Genomic DNA, 16,623 nt, shown 5'->3' on the forward strand with positions numbered 1-16,623 from the left:
GCAGCGTTCGCCGCGCCCTGCGGGGTTAGTCTTCGAGCAGCCACCACACCGCTTCGAACGGCCGCAGCGTCAGCGCCTGCGGCTGGTCCGCCGAGTCGCTGTAGTTGCTCATCAGCGGGCGCCACTGGGCGGAAGGTTCCACGCCCGCCGCCGCCCAGGCCTGCGGCTCGCGGCTCAGGTTGGCCGCCACCAGCAGGCGCTGGCCGTTCCAGCTGCGCTGATAGCACCACAGCGCCGGGTGTTCCGGCGCCAGATCCTGATAGTCGCCGTGGGTCAGCAGCGGGTACTGCTTGCGCAGGGTGATCAGCTGGCGGTAGGCGTAAAACACCGAGTCGAGGTCGGCCAGCGCCGCTTCGGCGTTGATCTGCGGGTAGTTCTCGGCGCAGCCGATCCACGGCGTGCCGGTGGTGAAACCGGCGTGCGGCGCGGCGCTCCACTGCATCGGCGTGCGGCCGTTGTCGCGTGATTTGTCGGCCAGGATCGCCAGCAGCTCGGCGTCGCTGCGGCCCTGGGCGCGCAGTTCGGCGTACATGTTCAGGCTTTCCACGTCGCGATACTGCTCGATGGCGCGGAAGCCGGGGTTGGTCATGCCGAGTTCTTCGCCCTGATAGATATAAGGCGTGCCCTGCATGCCGTGCAGCACCATCGCCAGCATTTTGGCGGCCGGCGCCCGCAGTGCGCCTTCATCGCCGAAGCGCGACACGATGCGCGGCTGATCGTGGTTGCACCAGAACAGCGCGTTCCAGGCGCGGTTATGCATCCCTTGTTGCCAGTGGCGGAAGATCTGCTTCAGTTCCACGTAATCCGGCGCCGCCCGCGTCCATTTTTCACCGCCGGCGTAGTCCACCTTCAGGTGGTGGAAGTTGAAGGTCATCGACAGCTCTTCGCCGCTCTGTGCCGCGTAGCGCTGGCAATGCTCAAGCGTGGTGGAGGACATCTCGCCCACCGTCATCAGGCCGCGCGGCTGAAACACGTCGCGGCTCATCTCCTGCAGGAACTCGTGGATGCGCGGGCCGTCGGTGTAGAAGCGGCGGCCGTCGCCCTGGCTGTCGGACGGGAAGTCCTGCTGCTTGGACACCAGGTTGATCACGTCGAGGCGCAGGCCGTCGACGCCTTTGTCCGCCCAGAACTGGCACACTTTCTTCAGCTCTTCGCGCACCGGCGGGTGTTCCCAGTTGAGATCCGCCTGCTCGGCGGCGAACAGGTGCAGGTAGTACTGGCCGCTGTCGGCGTGCCACTGCCAGGCGTTGCCGCCGAACTTGGAACGCCAGTTGTTCGGCGGCGTATCGCCTTCGCCGTCGCGCCAGACGTAGAACTGGCGATACGGGCTGTGGCGGTCCTGTGCGGCCTTGAACCACGGGTGCTCGGTCGAGGTGTGGTTGAACACCATGTCCATCACGATGCGAATGCCGCGCTGGTGGGCGGCGGCGACCAACTGCTCGAAGTCCGCCATCGTGCCGTAAGCCGGATCGATGGCGCAGTAGTCCGCCACGTCATAGCCATTGTCCACCTGTGGCGATACGTAGACCGGCGTCAGCCAGATGGCATCGACGCCCAGTTCCTGCAGATAGTCCAGCCGCCGGGTCACCCCGGCCAAATCGCCGTAGCCGTTGCCGGTGCTGTCCTGAAAACTCTTCGGATAAATTTGGTAGATGACGCCGTTCTGCCACCAGGGGGTTGGGTTGCTCATAGATCAATACCTTTGAATCGTGACAACGAGCCTGCGCGAGCAGGCTCCTACATTCATATTGCGTCAATCAAACCGGCAGCTCGCCGCGGGCGGCCTTGCGTTTGTAGACCATGATGGTCAGCACCAGCGGGATGACGATCGCCACCAGAATCGCCAGCGAGTAAATCAGCCAGAACTGCGGCTTGATAGACAGAATGCCCGGCAGACCGCCGACGCCGATGCCGTTGGCCATCACGCCGTCCAGCCCGCAGATAAGGCCGGCGATCGCGGAGCCGATCATCGCGCACAGCATTGGGAAGCGGTATTTGAGGTTGATGCCGTACATTGCCGGTTCGGTCACGCCGAGATAGGCGGAGATCGCCGCCGGCACCGAGATTTCACGCTCGTTGGCCTTGCGGCTGATGATGATGATGCCGAGCACCGCCGAGGCCTGTGCGATGTTGGACAGCGCAATCAGCGGCCATACCGGGGTGCCGCCCATGCTCTGGATCATCTGCATGTCGATAGCCAGCGTGGTCTGGTGCACACCGGTGATCACCAGCGGCGCATACAGGAAGCCGAACAGCGCGGCGCCCACCGGCGCGAAGCTGCCGGTCATCACCGCTTTCACCGCCCAGGCGACGCCGTCGCCGATCATGCGGCCGAACGGCCCGATCAGCGCGTGCGCCAGGAACACCGCCAGCAGCAGCGAGACCACCGGCACCACCACCAGATAGAGATAGTCGGGAACGATCTTTTTCAGCCGGGTTTCGATCCAGCCCAGCGCCATCCCCGCCAGGATTGACGGGATCACCTGCGCCTGATAACCCACTTTCTGGATCACGAACCAGCCGAAGTTCCACACTTCCGGCGTTTGCTGGCCGAGCAGGTAGGAGTTCATCAGCTGCGGCGACACCAGGGTCACGCCCAGTACGATGCCGAGCACCGGGGTGCCGCCCATCTTTTTCACCGTCGACCAACAGATGGCCACCGGCAGGAACATGAAGATCGCTTCACCGAGCAGCCACAGGAAGTCGTAAACGGTTTTCCACGCCGGGTGCATCTGCGCCAGCGTTTGGCCGCCGGACATCGGGATGTCGCCGATCACGTTGCGGAAGCCGAGGATCAGACCGCCGCTGATCAGCGCCGGCAGCAGCGGGAAGAAGATCTCGGCGAAGTGGGAGATGGTGCGCTCGGTCCAGGTCATGTTCTGGCGGGCGGCTACCTTGGCCTGCTCCTTGTCGGCCTCGTTGACGCCGGTGCTGGCGATCAGCGCCTGATAGTAGTCGCCGACGTCGGTGCCGATCACCACCTGGAACTGCCCGGCGTTGGTGAAGCAGCCTTTGACCATCGGCAGCTCTTCGATTTCCTTTGGGCTGGCCTTGCTGGGGTCATTGAGGACGAAACGCAGCCGGGTGATGCAATGGCTGACGGTGGCGATGTTCTCGCGGCCGCCGACCAAAACAATCAGGCGATCAATATCCTGCTGTTTTACTTTGCTCATTATGGGATACCTGCAGAGGTGTTGACTGAGTAATGATCAAAGCTTAGCCACTCGGCATTTTGAATGAAATGGGAACGTTCCCGGTTTGGGGCGAGGATCACAAAATGGCAAAAAATGGTCAACTTCTAATCAGGGAGTCAGGAAAGTTTGCTGGGCACCACCAGGCGGCGGATCCCCTGTTCGCCGCTGAGCTGCGCCAGCAGCTGCTGCGCGGCCAGCAGGCCGGCGCTGCCGTAGCCGAACTCCACCGACAGAGTGTCGGGGAACAGGAAGCTGAGCAGCGGGGTGTTGCCGATGGCGCACACCTGGATGGCGCGCGCCGGCTGCTGCTGCAGGTACTTGATCGCGCCGAGGGCGATGCTGTCGGAGGCGCAGATCAGCGCGCTGGTGTGCGCATCGATCACTTCGGCGGCGTGCTGGAAACCGCTCTGGTAACTCAGCTCGCCCAGCGTGGCGCGCGGCGTGAGCGTGAGGCGTTCACAGGCGTCGAGATAGGCCTGGTAGCGGCGCTGGCCGGTGGTGGCGTCGCTGAGCTGCACCCCCAGATAGCCGATATGCCGATGCCCCTGCCGGTACAGACGATCCATCAACAGGTTCACCGCGCCGGCGTCGTCGTAGCAGACGGACGAGAAGCCGTCGTATTCGCGCACCATCACCACCATTTTTTCCTGCCACGGTTTGAGCATCGCCGCGGTCAGGCCGGTGAAGCCGAACAGGATCACGCCGTCGACGTTGCGCTGGTGCAGCACGTGCAGGTGCTCCTGCACCAGGCGGGTTTCGAACTGGCTCTCCATCACGATCGGATCGAAGCCCTGCTGGTACAGTAGCGGTAGCATGGTGCGCACCGCCTGGTTTTCCGACGGCGAATCGAGACGGGAAACGATGATGCCCACCACCTTGTCGCTCTGGCCGCGCATGGCGCGCGCCGACTTGGAGGGGGTAAACCCTTGCTGACGGATCACCGCTTCCACCCGTTCACGGGTTTGCGGGCTCACGCTGCCTTCATTGTTCAGCACGCGTGAGACGGTGGATTTGCCTACGCCGCTCAGGCGTGCGATGTCCTTGATGGTCAGCCGGTTTTGCATGGTTTACTTGTCGTTTAGGTTGTAAGGCGTAAATTGACGGCCAATAATGAATGCCCGTCAGCATAGCTCATTTTCCGACGCGGATCTTGATGCAAAACGGGATTGTGACATTGCGATGAACGGCCGCTCCTGCCGCTCTGTTTTTCCCTTTACCGGAGGTTATACCCCATATGGACCCCGACCCGACTGCTTTAGACACTCACTCGGTTCTCCGGTAAAACCTCTCCGCCTGGCGCTGCTGTTTTACCGGTGAAGTACATCACGGTAACCGGTGGCGCGCGCTTCGTCGTTCGCTCCTGCTGCTGAAAAAAGAATAAGGATCTGCATTGGCAGAGGCTTTTTGGCGTGCCCGCCATCCGCCCGGCCGATGACGATCCCCGTTTACCCGCTGCCGTGAGGCACCGGGCGACGAGGTGCGAACCATGAAACTGAAAAAACTCCCCCGTCAGCTGCTGGGCCTGTTCGCCCGCGGCCTTCCGCGCCGTTTGGTGCGCCGCGACAGCCTGCTGGACAGCGTCAGCGGCGCTGCGCGCGATATGCCGGCCGGCCTGGCGCAGCAGCGGCTGGAATGTGCCGCCGCAGAGACGATGCAGCTGTTTGAGCGTTTCCACAGCCACCCGGAAGGCATCACCGCCCATGAGGCGGAACAGGTGCGCCAACGCTGCGGCGAGAACGTCATCGACGATCAGCAGAAAGAGGCCTGGTGGCAACACCTCTGGCACTGCTACCGCAACCCGTTCAACCTGCTGCTGACCGCGCTCGGCATGATCTCTTACGCCACCGAAGATCTCACCGGCGCGTTGGTGATCGCGCTGATGGTGCTGATCTCCACGCTGCTGAACTTCATCCAGGAGGCGCGCTCCAACCGGGCGGCCGATGCGCTGAAAGCGATGGTGAGCAACACCGCCACGGTGATCCGCAGCGATGCGCTTACCGGCAGGAGCGAGCATGTGGAGCTGCCGATCGCGCAGCTGGTGCCGGGCGATATCATCAAGCTGGCGGCCGGCGACATGATCCCGGCGGATCTGCGCGTGCTGTCGGCCAAGGATCTGTTCATCAGCCAGGCGGCGTTGACCGGCGAATCGCTGCCGGTGGAGAAATCTGCGGCGCCGCAGGCGCTGGCGGCCGATCCGCTCGATTGCCAGAATCTGTGCTTCATGGGCACCAACGTGGTCAGCGGCACCGCGCTGGCGATGGTGATCGGCACCGGCGGCAGCACCTATTTCGGCCAGCTGGCGCAGCGCGTCACCAGCCAGGATGAACAGCCGAACGCCTTCCAGAGCGGTATCAGCAAGGTCAGCTGGCTGCTGATCCGCTTTATGCTGGTAATGACGCCGATCGTGCTGCTGATCAACGGCTACACCAAGGGCGACTGGTGGGAAGCGGCGCTGTTCGCGCTGTCGGTGGCGGTCGGGCTGACGCCGGAAATGCTGCCGATGATCGTCACCTCGACGCTGGCCAAAGGGGCGGTGAAACTGTCGCGCCAGAAGGTGATCGTCAAACGACTGGACGCCATCCAGAACTTCGGCGCCATGGATATTCTGTGCACCGACAAGACCGGCACCCTGACCCAGGACAAGATCGTGCTGGAGCGCCACACCGATGTGTTCGGCGCCAGCAGCGAGCGGGTGTTGCGCTACGCCTGGCTGAACAGCTTCTACCAGACCGGGCTGAAAAACCTGCTCGACGTGGCGGTGCTGAGCTGTGCGGAGCAAAATCAGCAGCCGGAGGCGCTGCAGCACTACCGCAAGGTGGATGAGATCCCGTTCGACTTCGTGCGCCGCCGCATGTCGGTGGTGGTGGCCAAAGACAACGAGTATCACGAGCTGGTGTGCAAGGGCGCGCTGGAAGAGATGTTGGCGATTTGCAGCCACGTGCGCCACGAAGACGAGGTGATCCCGCTCAGCGAGGCGCTGCTGGCGCGCATTCGCCGCATCACCGACGATCTCAACCAGCAGGGGCTGCGGGTGGTGGCGGTGGCCAACAAGATCCTGCCGGCACAAACCCATGAATACAGCGTGGCGGATGAATCGGACCTGATCCTCGAAGGTTACGTCGCCTTCCTCGATCCACCGAAGGAGAGCACCGCGCCGGCGCTGGCGGCGCTGAAACAGAACGGCGTCACGGTGAAGATCCTCACCGGCGACAACGAGCTGGTGGCGGCCAAAGTATGCCGAGACGTCGGGCTGGCGGCCGATCACCTGCTGCGCGGCAGCGAGATCGAGCTGATGGACGACGAGCAGCTGGCGCAGGCGGCGGCGCGCACCACGGTGTTCGCCAAGTTGACGCCGCTGCACAAGGAGCGCATCGTCAAACTGCTGCGCCGTCAGGGGCACGTGGTGGGCTTTATGGGCGACGGCATCAACGATGCGCCGGCGCTGCGCGCGGCCGATATCGGCATCTCCGTCGATTCGGCGGTGGATATCGCCAAGGAAGCGGCGGACATCATTCTGCTGGAAAAAAGCTTGATGGTGCTGGAGCAAGGGGTGATAGAAGGGCGCCGCACCTTCGCCAACATGCTGAAATACATCAAGATGACCGCCAGCTCCAACTTCGGTAACGTGTTCAGCGTGCTGATCGCCAGCGCCTTCCTGCCGTTCCTGCCGATGTTGCCGCTGCACCTGTTGATTCAGAACCTGATGTACGACATCTCGCAGATCGCCATCCCGTTCGATAACGTCGACGACGATCAGATCACCCAGCCGCAGCGCTGGAACTCCGCCGATTTGGGGCGGTTTATGGTGTTCTTTGGGCCGATCAGTTCAATCTTCGACGTGCTGACCTTCAGCCTGATGTGGTGGGTATTCAAGGCCAATACGCCGGAAATGCAGACGCTGTTCCAGTCCGGCTGGTTCGTTGAAGGGCTGCTGTCGCAAACGCTGATCGTGCACATGATCCGCACGCGCAAAATTCCGTTTATCCAGAGCCGCCCGTCCTGGCCGCTGTGCATCATGACGCTGGCGGTGATCGCCACCGGCATCGGCCTGGTGTTCTCGCCGCTGGCCGGCTTCCTGCAGCTGCAGGCGCTGCCGCTCGCCTACTTCCCGTGGCTGGTGCTGATCCTCGCCGGTTACATGGTGCTGACCCAGTGCGTGAAAGGCTGGTTCGTGCGCCGCTACGGCTGGCAATAACCCGTTCGCCCCCTCCGGCCGGGAGGGGGCAATTGTGATCCCGTCCGCTTTTTCACCGCAACGGTTGGACATCTGTTCTGTGCTGAGTCTTTATCTACAGCGTTGGCTGTTTTCCCCTGCGCCTTTCAAGCCACCGCGTTGTTGTTTATCGCCTAGCGGTGGTTTGAAATTCATTGGGGATATTTTGTTTTTTTCCTCTGAGGAATTTCCGATGCACAGACCTTTCCGTTATACGCTACTGGCTTCATCGTTATGGCTTTCTTGCGGCGCGCTGGCGCAGCCGGCGGGCGATCTGCCGCTGATGCCCTGGCCGCAGCAGGTGGAAGTGACGCAACCGGCGGGCAAGCTGGTGCTGGATCACCGGCTGGCGTTAAGCCTCCAGGGCGACGATCTGGGTGACGCGCTGCCGCGCTGGCGCCAGCGCATCGAACTGCAGACCGGCTGGACGCTGGCGCCTAGGGAAGAAGCGAACGGCGCGGCGATCAAGGTGGTGATCAAGGACCGGGTGGCGGCGCAGCCGCTGCCGGGCAGCGACGAAAGCTACCGGCTGGCGGTTACGCCGCAGGGCGCTACGCTGACCGCCAACACCCGCTTCGGCGCGCTGCGCGGCATGGAAACCCTGCTGCAGCTGCTGCAGACCGACGGGCAAAATACCTTCCTGCCGCTGGTGGACATCCGCGACGTGCCGCGCTTCCCGTGGCGCGGTGTGCTGCTGGATTCGGCGCGCCATTTCCTGCCGCTGCCGGACATTCTGCGCCAGCTTGACGGCATGGCGGCGGCCAAGCTCAACGTGTTCCATTGGCACCTGAGCGACGATCAGGGCTGGCGCTTCGCCTCCGAGCATTACCCCAAACTGCAGCAGCAGGCCAGCGACGGCCAGTTCTACACCCGCGAGCAAATGCAGCAGGTGGTGGCTTACGCCACGGCGCGCGGCATTCGCGTGGTGCCGGAGATCGACATGCCGGGGCACGCCTCCAGCATCGCGGTGGCCTATCCCGAACTGATGAGCGCGCCGGGGCCGTATCGCATGGAGCGCGAGTGGGGTGTGCATAAGCCGACGCTCGATCCGAGCCGTGACGAGGTTTATCAGTTTGTCGACACGATCGTCGGTGAACTGGCGGCGATCTTTCCCGATCCTTATCTGCACATTGGCGGCGATGAAGTTGACGCCAGCCAGTGGCGGGCGTCGCCGTCGATTCAGGCGTTTATGCAGAAGAACGGGCTGGCGGATACCCATGCGCTGCAGGCCTACTTCAACCAGAAGCTGGAAAAGATCCTCGAGAAGCACCAGCGGCAGATGGTTGGCTGGGACGAGATCTACCACCCGTCGCTGCCGCGTTCGATCGTCATTCAATCCTGGCAGGGGCAAGACTCGCTGGGCGCCAGCGCGCAGGACGGCTATCAGGGCATTCTTTCCACCGGTTTCTATCTCGATCAGCCGCAAAGCACCGCCTATCACTACCGCAATGAAATTCTGCCGCAGCCGCTGGGGGTCGAGACGGCGGTGCAGCCCGGCGAGCAGGCGCAAAGCTGGCACTTCAGCATGCCGCGCCTGAAGGGCAGCGCGGTGGAAGGCAGCTTCACGCTGATCGAGGGCAAGCAGGGCTGGCGTGGCTTTATCGATTTCAACGGCAAGTCGCGCCGCGCGCTGCACGACATCGTCTGGCGTACGCCGCAGCAGGTGACGTTCCGCGTCGATACCTGGATGGGCGACACGCGGCCGGTGTTCACGCTGCAGCAGGACAAGCTCAGCGGCTATACGCTGGTCGGCAACGTGCGTTACCCCACCAGCGGCGACAAACTGGCGGCAGCGCCGGCGGGCAAGATGCCGGTGGTGCCGGACGAGAAGGGGCAGGCCAACATTCTCGGCGGCGAGGCGGCGCTGTGGGCGGAAAACGTGCGCGCGCCGCTGCTCGATCTCAAGCTGTGGCCGCGCGCCTTCGCGGTGGCGGAGCGCCTGTGGTCGGCGCAGGACGTCACCGATGAAAGCAACATGTACCGGCGGCTGTCGGCGATCGACGCCTGGTCGGTGGTGTCGGTCGGCCTGCAGCAACATGCGGAAACGGCGCGCGAATTCACCCGCCTGAGCAACAGCGTGCAGATCGCGCCGCTGCAGATCCTGGCCGAGGCGGTGGAACCGGCGCAGTATTACACCCGCCAGCACTTGAAGTTCCAGGCCGGCAACTATCACCAGTTCGAACCGCTGAACCGCTTTGCCGATGCGCTGCCGCCGGAGAGCGAGGCGGTGCGCGCCATGCATGTCCAGGTCGCGGCCTTGTTGCAGGATAAACGCGATAAGGCCGCGGTGCAGGCGCTGCGCGAACGGCTGCAGCGCTGGCAGGCGAACGGCGCGGCGCTGCAGACGGCGATCGCGGGCAACCGCACGCTGCGGGATCTGGTGCCGGTGGCGCAGGACGTCGGCACCCTGGCCACGCTGGGCTTAACGTTGCTGGAACGCCATCAACAGGGCAAACCGCTGAGCCGGGCCGAGGCCGAGCAAGCGCAGCGCCAGCTGGATGCGGCGGCGCAGACGCGCGACGAAGTGGTGATTGCGGCGGTATACCCGCTGGAGGCGCTGCTGCGCGGTCTTAAAACAGAGTGAGGACAAATAAAAACGGCCAGTCTGCACTGGCCGTGATGCGCGTGAGCGTCGATTAACGACGCACGGCGATGGCTTCGATTTCGATCTTCACGTCTTTCGGCAGACGCGCCACTTCCACGCAGGAGCGAGCCGGGAACGGCGCGCTGTGCTCGGTGAAGAAGGCTTCGTACGCGGCGTTGACGGTGGCGAAGTCGTTCAGGTCTTTCACGAACACGGTGGTTTTCACGATGTCGGCAACGTTCAGGCCGGCGGCTTCGACGATCGCTTTGACGTTTTCCAGCGACTGGCGCGCCTGAGCGGCCACGTCGTCGGCGACGGCGCCGGTTTTCGGATCGACCGGGATCTGGCCGGAAGTGATGATCATGCTGCCCAGATCAACGCCCTGTACATAAGGACCAATGGCTGCCGGGGCGAGTTCAGTGCTGATGTTACGTGACATGTTTTCTCCTGATAGACCCGTTGTTTTTCACGCCGCCGCGCGGTCGGCCGCAGCGTAAAATTCGGTGGGTAGCAACGTGGGTAGAGTTATTTTCAGGCATCCATTATAGGGAGTGACGCGCAGATTAACAGCGCCGCTCCCGCAAAGGGGCAGAATTCAGTCCGCCTGCAGCACCACCTGATGCTCGAACTCTTTTTCGCAGTAGCGGCACTTCAGGTGCACTTCGCCATCGCGCGGCTTCACGCTGAAGCTCGACGCCACCGGCTCGCTGCGGCTGATGCAGTTGCCGTTCGGGCAGGTCAGCACGCCGTCGATGTGGTCCGGCAGGCTGAGAGTCAGCTTGCGCACCACTTCATAGTTATCGATGCGGTTCACCGTGGCCTTCGGCGCGTACATCGCCAGCTGGTTGGCCTGCTGCTCGGTCAGGAAGGTGTTCTCGATCTTGATGAGATCCTTGCGGCCCAGCTCGTTGGAAGGCAGGTTCAGGCCGATGGTGATGCGCTGGTCGGTGGCGGTCAGCTTGAACAGCGTCAGCAGTTTGAAACCGATCTGCGCCGGAATGTGGTCGATCACCGTGCCGCATTTGATCGCTTCGACCTGCAGTTTGTTGTCATGAGTCATGGCGGTTCCCCCTTAAAGAGCCAAATCTGCGTTGAGCACCAGCGCCAGCAGCGCCTGGCGGGCGAAGATGCCGTTGCCTGCCTGCTGGAAGTAGTAAGCGTGCGGCGTTTTATCCACGTCGGTGGCGATCTCGTCGATGCGCGGCAGCGGGTGCAGCACCTTGAGGTTGGCGCGCGCGCCGGCCAGATCCGCGGCGCGCAGCACGAACTGCGCCTTCACGTTGGCGTACTCGGACGGATCGAGGCGCTCTTTCTGCACCCGGGTCATGTAGAGAATATCCAGCTCCGGCACCACTTCTTCAATGCTGCCGTGCAGGCTGTACTCGATGCCTTTCTCGTCCAGCATTTTCAGGATGTAGGCCGGCATCGCCAGCGCGTCCGGGGCGATGAAGTAGAAGCGGTTGCCTTCGAACTTGGCCAGCGCCTGGGTGAGCGAGTGCACGGTGCGGCCGTACTTCAGGTCGCCGACCATGGCGATGCTGAGGTTGCTCAGGCGGCCCTGGGTTTCCTGGATGGTGAACAGATCCAGCAGGGTTTGGGTCGGGTGCTGATTGGCGCCGTCGCCGGCGTTGAGTACCGGCACGTTGCCGGAGAACTCCGAAGCCATGCGCGCCGCGCCTTCCTGCGGGTGGCGCATCACGATGGCGTCTACGTAGGTGCTGATCACCGAGATGGTGTCGGCCAGGGTTTCGCCTTTCTTGCCGAGCGAGGTGTTGCTGCCGTCGGCGAAACCGACCACCGAGGCACCGAGGCGGTGCATCGAGGTTTCGAACGACAGGCGGGTACGGGTCGAGGCTTCAAAGAAGCAGCTGGCGATCACCTTGTGTTTCAACAGCTCCGGCTGCGGGTTGGCTTTCAGACCGGCGGCGGTGCGCAGCACCAGCTCCAGATCCTCGCGGCTGAGATCGTTAATAGAGATGATGTGTTTGTGATACAGCGGGTTGGCCATTTTTCACTCCTCCTCGACGCGTGCCCGTGGCGCGGGACTTTGGGATATTCTCAAGGCAAAAAAAAGCCCCTCAATGAGGGGCTTGAAACGATCGGTTTAGCAACAGGAGAAACAACGGCAGCTGGCCGCCGATAGGCAGTCGGTTTTGTCGATTGCGGCTAACAAAACAAACGTCGTTTTTCATGCTTTCTCCTGGCAAATTGTGGCGCATTATACTCGCGCTTTTCGCCACTGCAAGCGTTAAAACGCCGTTTTTTGCCGCCCCGCAATCGATTGGCCGGCGATGGCCGCCCGCTGGCTATTTGCTGACGCGATCGTAGTAGACCATGTCGGCGTTCAACCCCTGTTGATAGCCTTTGACGTTGTCGCGCAGCACCACTTCGGTTTTAGCCTGATCGATAAACACATACGGCGAACTGCGCTGCAGCTCCTGCTGCATGGCGGTGTATAGCGCACGGCGCTTGGCCGGATCGGCTTCGGCCAGCGCCGCCTGCGTCTGCTTATTCAACTGCGGGATCTGCCAGCCGTTCAGCCCGGCCACCGTGCTGCTCTTGCCGTCGTTGTAGGCGAAAGCACTGGCGTTGGAGTGGGCATCGAAGTAATCCGGGATCCACAGGCGGATCGCCGCCTGGTGCTGTCTGGCGCGCACCCGGGAGTAAACCTGGCTGCCGGCGGCCGGCAGCAGTTCGACCTTCACGCCGGCGGCGGCGAAGCTGCCCTGCAGCGCCTGCGCAATGGTGATGAACGGCGGTTTGTTCTCCACGTCCAGCGTAAAGGCGGCGTGGGTGATCCCCGCCTTGGTCAGGATGGCTTTCGCCTTGGCCGGATCGTAGCTGAACGGGTTGGTCTCCAGCGCGCCAGGCAGCCCGACCGGCAGGAAGCTCTGGTGCACGAAATATTGGCCCTTCAGCAGATCTTTCGTGATGCCTTGATAATCCACCAGGTAGCGCGCCGCTTCCCAGAAGGCCGGGTTGCTCAGCAGCGGATTGGCGCCGTTGCCGGCGTTGAACACCAGGTAGTTTTGCTCGGCGGACGGGATCTCCAGCACCTTGACGCCGGGCTGATTCTTCAACGTATCGGTCTGGTCGGCGCCCAGTTCGCGGGCGATATCGGCGTCGCCCTGCTGGATCAGCAGGCGGCGGGTGGCCGGGTCCGGCACGTTTTTAATGATGATGTTTTTCAGCTGCGGCTTGTCGCCCGGCGAGGTGGGGTTGGCGTCCAGCACGATCGCCTGGTGCGGCTGATAGACGCGCATCTTGAACGGGCCGCTGCCGGCGGAGTGCATTTTCAGCCAGGCGTTGCCGAAGTCGCCGTCCTTGACGTTGGCCAGTGCCTCCTTGCTGTCGACGATCGAAGCGATCGGCGTCGAGAGGATATTCAGCGCCACCGCCGGGCTGACGTCCGCCGTCCAGCGCAGCTGCACGGTATGTTCGTCGATCTTCTTCAGCTGCGCGTCGATGTTGTCCGGCTGCCAGCCGAGCACGTTGAGGATGAACGCCGGCGATTTGTTCATCTTGACCGCGCGGCTGTAGGAGAAGATCACGTCGTCGGCGGTCAGCGGGTTGCCGGAGGCGAACGCCGCCTGCGGCCGCAGTTTCACCGTCAGCGTTTTGGCCGCCGCATCGCTCTGCCAGCTTTCCGCCAGCACCGGCGCCACCTTGGCTGGATCGTCGCGATCCGCCTGCACCAATCGTTGATACAGGCTGGGCACCGTCTGGATGCTGGAGAGTTCGTTGGCTTCCGCCGGATCGAGGCTGACGATGTCATCCAGCGATTGCACCACCACCAGCGTATTCGGCGGCGTGGCGGCTAACGCGGCGGCGGGCAGGGCGGCGAGCAGGAACAGCGGCAAGAGTTTGGCTTTCATCGGTGTATATCCCCTGAAGGCGCCGCCAGGCGGCGCTGAGAACGGTTTGTTATCGTTGGTTTTTACGGCGCGGGTGCCGTCGGCCTGTCACGGTAGAACCTTTGCCGGTGGTGGGCAAAGGTCAATCCGCTATTTGATATTCCAGGAATATATTAGCCGCCCTGGCCGGGGGCGCCAGGGCGGAGGGGGGGATTGTCAGAGCGTTTCGCTCAGCGTAGCGACCAGCACCGCCTTGATGGTGTGCAGCCGGTTTTCCGCCTGATCGAACACCACGCTGTGCGCCGACTCGAACACCTCGTCGGTCACTTCCATGCCGCCGTGCAGATCGTACTGCTGCGCCATCTGCTTGCCGAGGGTGGTTTGGTCGTCGTGGAACGCCGGCAGGCAGTGCAGGAACTTCACGTTCGGGTTGCCGGTCAGCTTCAGCATCGCCATGTTGACCTGATACGGCCGCAGCAGCGCGATACGCTCCTGCCAGGTCTCTTTCGGTTCGCCCATCGACACCCAGACGTCGGTGTAGAGGAAGTCGGCGTCTTGCACCCCTTCGGCGATGTCTTCGGTCAGGGTGAGCTTCGCGCCGGTTTGCTGCGCCAGCGCCTGGCACTCGGCCACCAGCTCCGGCTGCGGCCAGCAGGCCTTCGGCGCCACCAAACGCAGATCCATGCCCGCCAGCGCGGCGGCTTCCAGCAGCGTGTTGCCCATGTTGTTGCGCGCGTCGCCGACGTACGCCAGTTTCACCTCGCTCAGCGCCTTGCCCGGCAGATGCTCTTGCACGGTGAGCAGATCCGCCAGCAGCTGAGTAGGGTGGAACTCGTCGGTCAGGCCGTTCCACACCGGCACGCCGGCGTGCTGCGCCAGGGTTTCCACCAGCGCCTGGCCGTAGCCGCGATACTGAATACCGTCGTACAGGCGGCCCAGCACCCGGGCGGTGTCTTTCATCGACTCTTTATGGCCGATCTGGCTGCCGCTTGGGCCGAGATAGGTCACCTGTGCGCCCTGATCGAATGCGGCAACTTCGAAAGAGCATCGCGTACGAGTCGAGTCTTTTTCGAAGATGAGCGCAATGTTTTTGCCCTGCAGCCGGCGCTGTTCCTGCCCCAGCTTTTTGGCCTGTTTCAGATCGGCCGCCAGTTTCAGCAGCGCCTGCAGTTCGGCGGGGGTGAAATCCATTAACCTCAGAAAGTGACGTTGGTAGAACGCATTGCCGGTGCTCATAGTCCGATTCCCTGATTGTGTAATTGAATTAAAATTCACTTTATATGTATGAATATTCAATTTCAACCCCAGCATGGAAATCTTTCACGTTTATCGTGGAAGCAACGTCGGCGGTGTGTGAAAATAGAAGGAATGAAGGCCATTTGACTTGAGGATATAGGCATGGCAAACCGCGAATTGCTGGAAGAACAACGTGAAGAGACCCGCCTGATCATCGAAGAACTGTTGGAAGACGGCAGCGATCCGGACGCGCTCTACACCATCGAGCACCATCTGTCCGCCGAGAAATTTGAGGTTCTGGAGCAGGCCGCCGTTGAAGCCTTCAAGCTGGGCTACGAAGTGACCGACGCCGAAGAGCTGGAAGTGGAAGACGGTTCGCTGGTGATGTGCTGCGACGTGATCAGCGAAGTCGGCCTGAACGCCGAGCTGATCGACGCCCAGGTAGAGCAGCTGGTGGCGCTGGCGGAACGCTGCGGCGTCAACTACGACGGCTGGGGCACCTACTTCGAAGATCCGAACGGTGAAGACGGTGAGGATGACGAAGACGGCGACTACATCGACGAAGACGACGACGGCAAACGCCACTAATTCCTTTCCGATCAATACCTGTGGGCTGGCTTTCGCCGGCCCCTGATATCCCCGTCGTCTTTCAAGCTGCAGTGTTGTTGGCTGCACTCCTTCACCCCAGTTACTTACCTAAATAAGCTCCTGGGGATGAGTGAGCTGGCCGCCTGGCTGCAACTTGAAATACATAGGGCAATGACGCCATGACATACCAATCCCTGTTAGCCCCGATTTTAAGCTTCCTGCACTGTGAAACTCCCGACGCCTGGATCGACGCTGCGCGCCGTCCGGAAAACCTGCAGCTGTTGCTGACCGACCATCTGGTGTGCGAGCTGAAAGCCGCGCAGACCGGCATGTGGCTGATCCGCCGCTACGTGGCGGACAAAGAGAGCGGCGATGCGCTGTTGGCGCTGCTGCGCCCTTACGAGGCGTTTCTGCACGAAGCGCAGGGCGCGCCGGACACGCTGTTCCGCCAGGGCCAGTTCACCCGCAAGATCCTGCCGAAAAACGGCTCGGCCTACGGCCAGGATCTGGCGGATCGCATGGTGCTGTTGATCAAGGAAGAGTTGCATCACTTCTCGCAGGTGCTGGAGATCATGCAGGCGCGCGGGATCCCGTATCGCAAGATCACCGCCAGCCGCTACGCTAAGGGCATGATCCGCGAGATCCGCACCCACGATCCGGCGACGCTGATCGACAAACTGATCTGCGGCGCCTACATCGAAGCGCGATCCTGCGAACGTTTCGCCAAATTGGCGCCGCACCTGGACGACGAGCTGAACCGCTTTTACGTCTCGCTGCTGCGCTCCGAAGCGCGCCACTATCAGGACTACCTGACGCTGGCCGAGCAGATCGCCGGCGGCGACATCAGCGAACGGGTGGCACATTTCGGCCGCCTCGAAGCTGAATTGATCCTGTCGCCGGACAGCGAACTGCGCTTCCACAGCGGCGTGCCCGCCGCCGCCTGAGGTTGAGGCG

Annotated in this window: 12 protein-coding genes; 4 read left to right on the forward strand and 8 right to left on the reverse strand. The window is 62.5% G+C overall.

The genetic code is table 11. The features are described from left to right. Positions 1-25: 25 nt before the first annotated feature. The 3 genes from treC to treR form a co-directional block, all read right to left on the reverse strand. Positions 26-1,690: an alpha,alpha-phosphotrehalase gene (gene treC, locus ACRAWE_RS18930; protein WP_085337515.1), complete on the reverse strand. Its 1,665-nt coding sequence runs from the start codon at positions 1,688-1,690 to the stop codon at positions 26-28. Positions 1,691-1,757: 67 nt separating this feature from the next. Then, positions 1,758-3,173, reverse strand: coding sequence for a PTS trehalose transporter subunit IIBC (gene treB, locus ACRAWE_RS18935; RefSeq protein WP_019453304.1), 1,416 nt, complete (start codon positions 3,171-3,173; stop codon positions 1,758-1,760). 137 nt (positions 3,174-3,310) lie between these two features. Beyond that, the gene (gene treR, locus ACRAWE_RS18940; RefSeq protein WP_197783674.1) at positions 3,311-4,258 is read right to left on the reverse strand and encodes a trehalose operon repressor TreR; all 948 of its coding nucleotides are present in this window, start codon (positions 4,256-4,258) and stop codon (positions 3,311-3,313) included. Positions 4,259-4,680: 422 nt separating this feature from the next. Between treR and mgtA the strand changes: the two genes are divergently transcribed. Together mgtA and ACRAWE_RS18950 are read left to right on the forward strand one after the other, a co-directional pair. Next, positions 4,681-7,389, forward strand: a complete 2,709-nt coding sequence (mgtA, locus tag ACRAWE_RS18945) for a magnesium-translocating P-type ATPase (protein ID WP_309530829.1) — start codon at positions 4,681-4,683, stop codon at positions 7,387-7,389. Positions 7,390-7,600: 211 nt separating this feature from the next. Beyond that, a complete protein-coding gene (locus ACRAWE_RS18950) occupies positions 7,601-9,991 on the forward strand; it encodes a beta-N-acetylhexosaminidase (protein WP_432525741.1) in 2,391 nt (796 codons plus the stop codon). A gap of 52 nt (positions 9,992-10,043) precedes the next feature. Here ACRAWE_RS18950 and ridA read toward each other — a convergent pair whose 3' ends face one another. From ridA to argF, 5 genes are all read right to left on the reverse strand, one after another. Beyond that, complete coding sequence (ridA, locus tag ACRAWE_RS18955; RefSeq protein ID WP_019453299.1) at positions 10,044-10,430, reverse strand: 2-iminobutanoate/2-iminopropanoate deaminase; 387 nt, start codon at positions 10,428-10,430, stop codon at positions 10,044-10,046. Between the two features lie 156 nt (positions 10,431-10,586). Then, a complete protein-coding gene (gene pyrI / locus ACRAWE_RS18960) occupies positions 10,587-11,051 on the reverse strand; it encodes an aspartate carbamoyltransferase regulatory subunit (RefSeq protein ID WP_019453298.1) in 465 nt (154 codons plus the stop codon). A 12-nt stretch (positions 11,052-11,063) separates the two neighbouring features. Beyond that, positions 11,064-11,999 (reverse strand): aspartate carbamoyltransferase, encoded by a 936-nt coding sequence (pyrB, locus tag ACRAWE_RS18965; RefSeq protein WP_019453297.1) that lies wholly within the window; start codon positions 11,997-11,999, stop codon positions 11,064-11,066. A gap of 298 nt (positions 12,000-12,297) precedes the next feature. Continuing rightward, positions 12,298-13,866: an ABC transporter substrate-binding protein gene (locus tag ACRAWE_RS18970; RefSeq protein WP_432525742.1), complete on the reverse strand. Its 1,569-nt coding sequence runs from the start codon at positions 13,864-13,866 to the stop codon at positions 12,298-12,300. Positions 13,867-14,061: 195 nt separating this feature from the next. Beyond that, the gene (gene argF / locus ACRAWE_RS18975; protein ID WP_004933372.1) at positions 14,062-15,081 is read right to left on the reverse strand and encodes an ornithine carbamoyltransferase; all 1,020 of its coding nucleotides are present in this window, start codon (positions 15,079-15,081) and stop codon (positions 14,062-14,064) included. Between the two features lie 162 nt (positions 15,082-15,243). On the opposite strand from argF, the gene rraB reads away from it, so the two are divergent. Together rraB and miaE are read left to right on the forward strand one after the other, a co-directional pair. Beyond that, a complete protein-coding gene (rraB, locus tag ACRAWE_RS18980; RefSeq protein WP_004933365.1) occupies positions 15,244-15,669 on the forward strand; it encodes a ribonuclease E inhibitor RraB in 426 nt (141 codons plus the stop codon). A gap of 179 nt (positions 15,670-15,848) precedes the next feature. Further along, complete coding sequence (gene miaE / locus ACRAWE_RS18985) at positions 15,849-16,613, forward strand: tRNA isopentenyl-2-thiomethyl-A-37 hydroxylase MiaE (RefSeq protein ID WP_015376459.1); 765 nt, start codon at positions 15,849-15,851, stop codon at positions 16,611-16,613. The last annotated feature ends 10 nt before the right edge of the window (positions 16,614-16,623 follow it).

The organism is Serratia sp. BFP-2025 (assembly GCF_050880365.1).
Classification (GTDB): Bacteria; Pseudomonadota; Gammaproteobacteria; order Enterobacterales; family Enterobacteriaceae; genus Serratia; species Serratia surfactantfaciens.

Excerpts from the sequence above, each read along its gene's own strand:
- ACRAWE_RS18970 (WP_432525742.1), bottom strand. The coding sequence starts at position 13,866 with ATGAAAGCCAAACTCTTGCCGCTGTTCCTGCTCGCCGCCCTGCCCGCC.
- argF (WP_004933372.1), bottom strand. The coding sequence starts at position 15,081 with ATGAGCACCGGCAATGCGTTCTACCAACGTCACTTTCTGAGGTTAATG.
- miaE (WP_015376459.1), top strand. The coding sequence starts at position 15,849 with ATGACATACCAATCCCTGTTAGCCCCGATTTTAAGCTTCCTGCACTGT.
- pyrB (WP_019453297.1), bottom strand. The coding sequence starts at position 11,999 with ATGGCCAACCCGCTGTATCACAAACACATCATCTCTATTAACGATCTC.
- treR (WP_197783674.1), bottom strand. The coding sequence starts at position 4,258 with ATGCAAAACCGGCTGACCATCAAGGACATCGCACGCCTGAGCGGCGTA.
- treC (WP_085337515.1), bottom strand. The coding sequence starts at position 1,690 with ATGAGCAACCCAACCCCCTGGTGGCAGAACGGCGTCATCTACCAAATT.
- rraB (WP_004933365.1), top strand. The coding sequence starts at position 15,244 with ATGGCAAACCGCGAATTGCTGGAAGAACAACGTGAAGAGACCCGCCTG.
- ridA (WP_019453299.1), bottom strand. The coding sequence starts at position 10,430 with ATGTCACGTAACATCAGCACTGAACTCGCCCCGGCAGCCATTGGTCCT.
- treB (WP_019453304.1), bottom strand. The coding sequence starts at position 3,173 with ATGAGCAAAGTAAAACAGCAGGATATTGATCGCCTGATTGTTTTGGTC.
- pyrI (WP_019453298.1), bottom strand. The coding sequence starts at position 11,051 with ATGACTCATGACAACAAACTGCAGGTCGAAGCGATCAAATGCGGCACG.
- mgtA (WP_309530829.1), top strand. The coding sequence starts at position 4,681 with ATGAAACTGAAAAAACTCCCCCGTCAGCTGCTGGGCCTGTTCGCCCGC.
- ACRAWE_RS18950 (WP_432525741.1), top strand. The coding sequence starts at position 7,601 with ATGCACAGACCTTTCCGTTATACGCTACTGGCTTCATCGTTATGGCTT.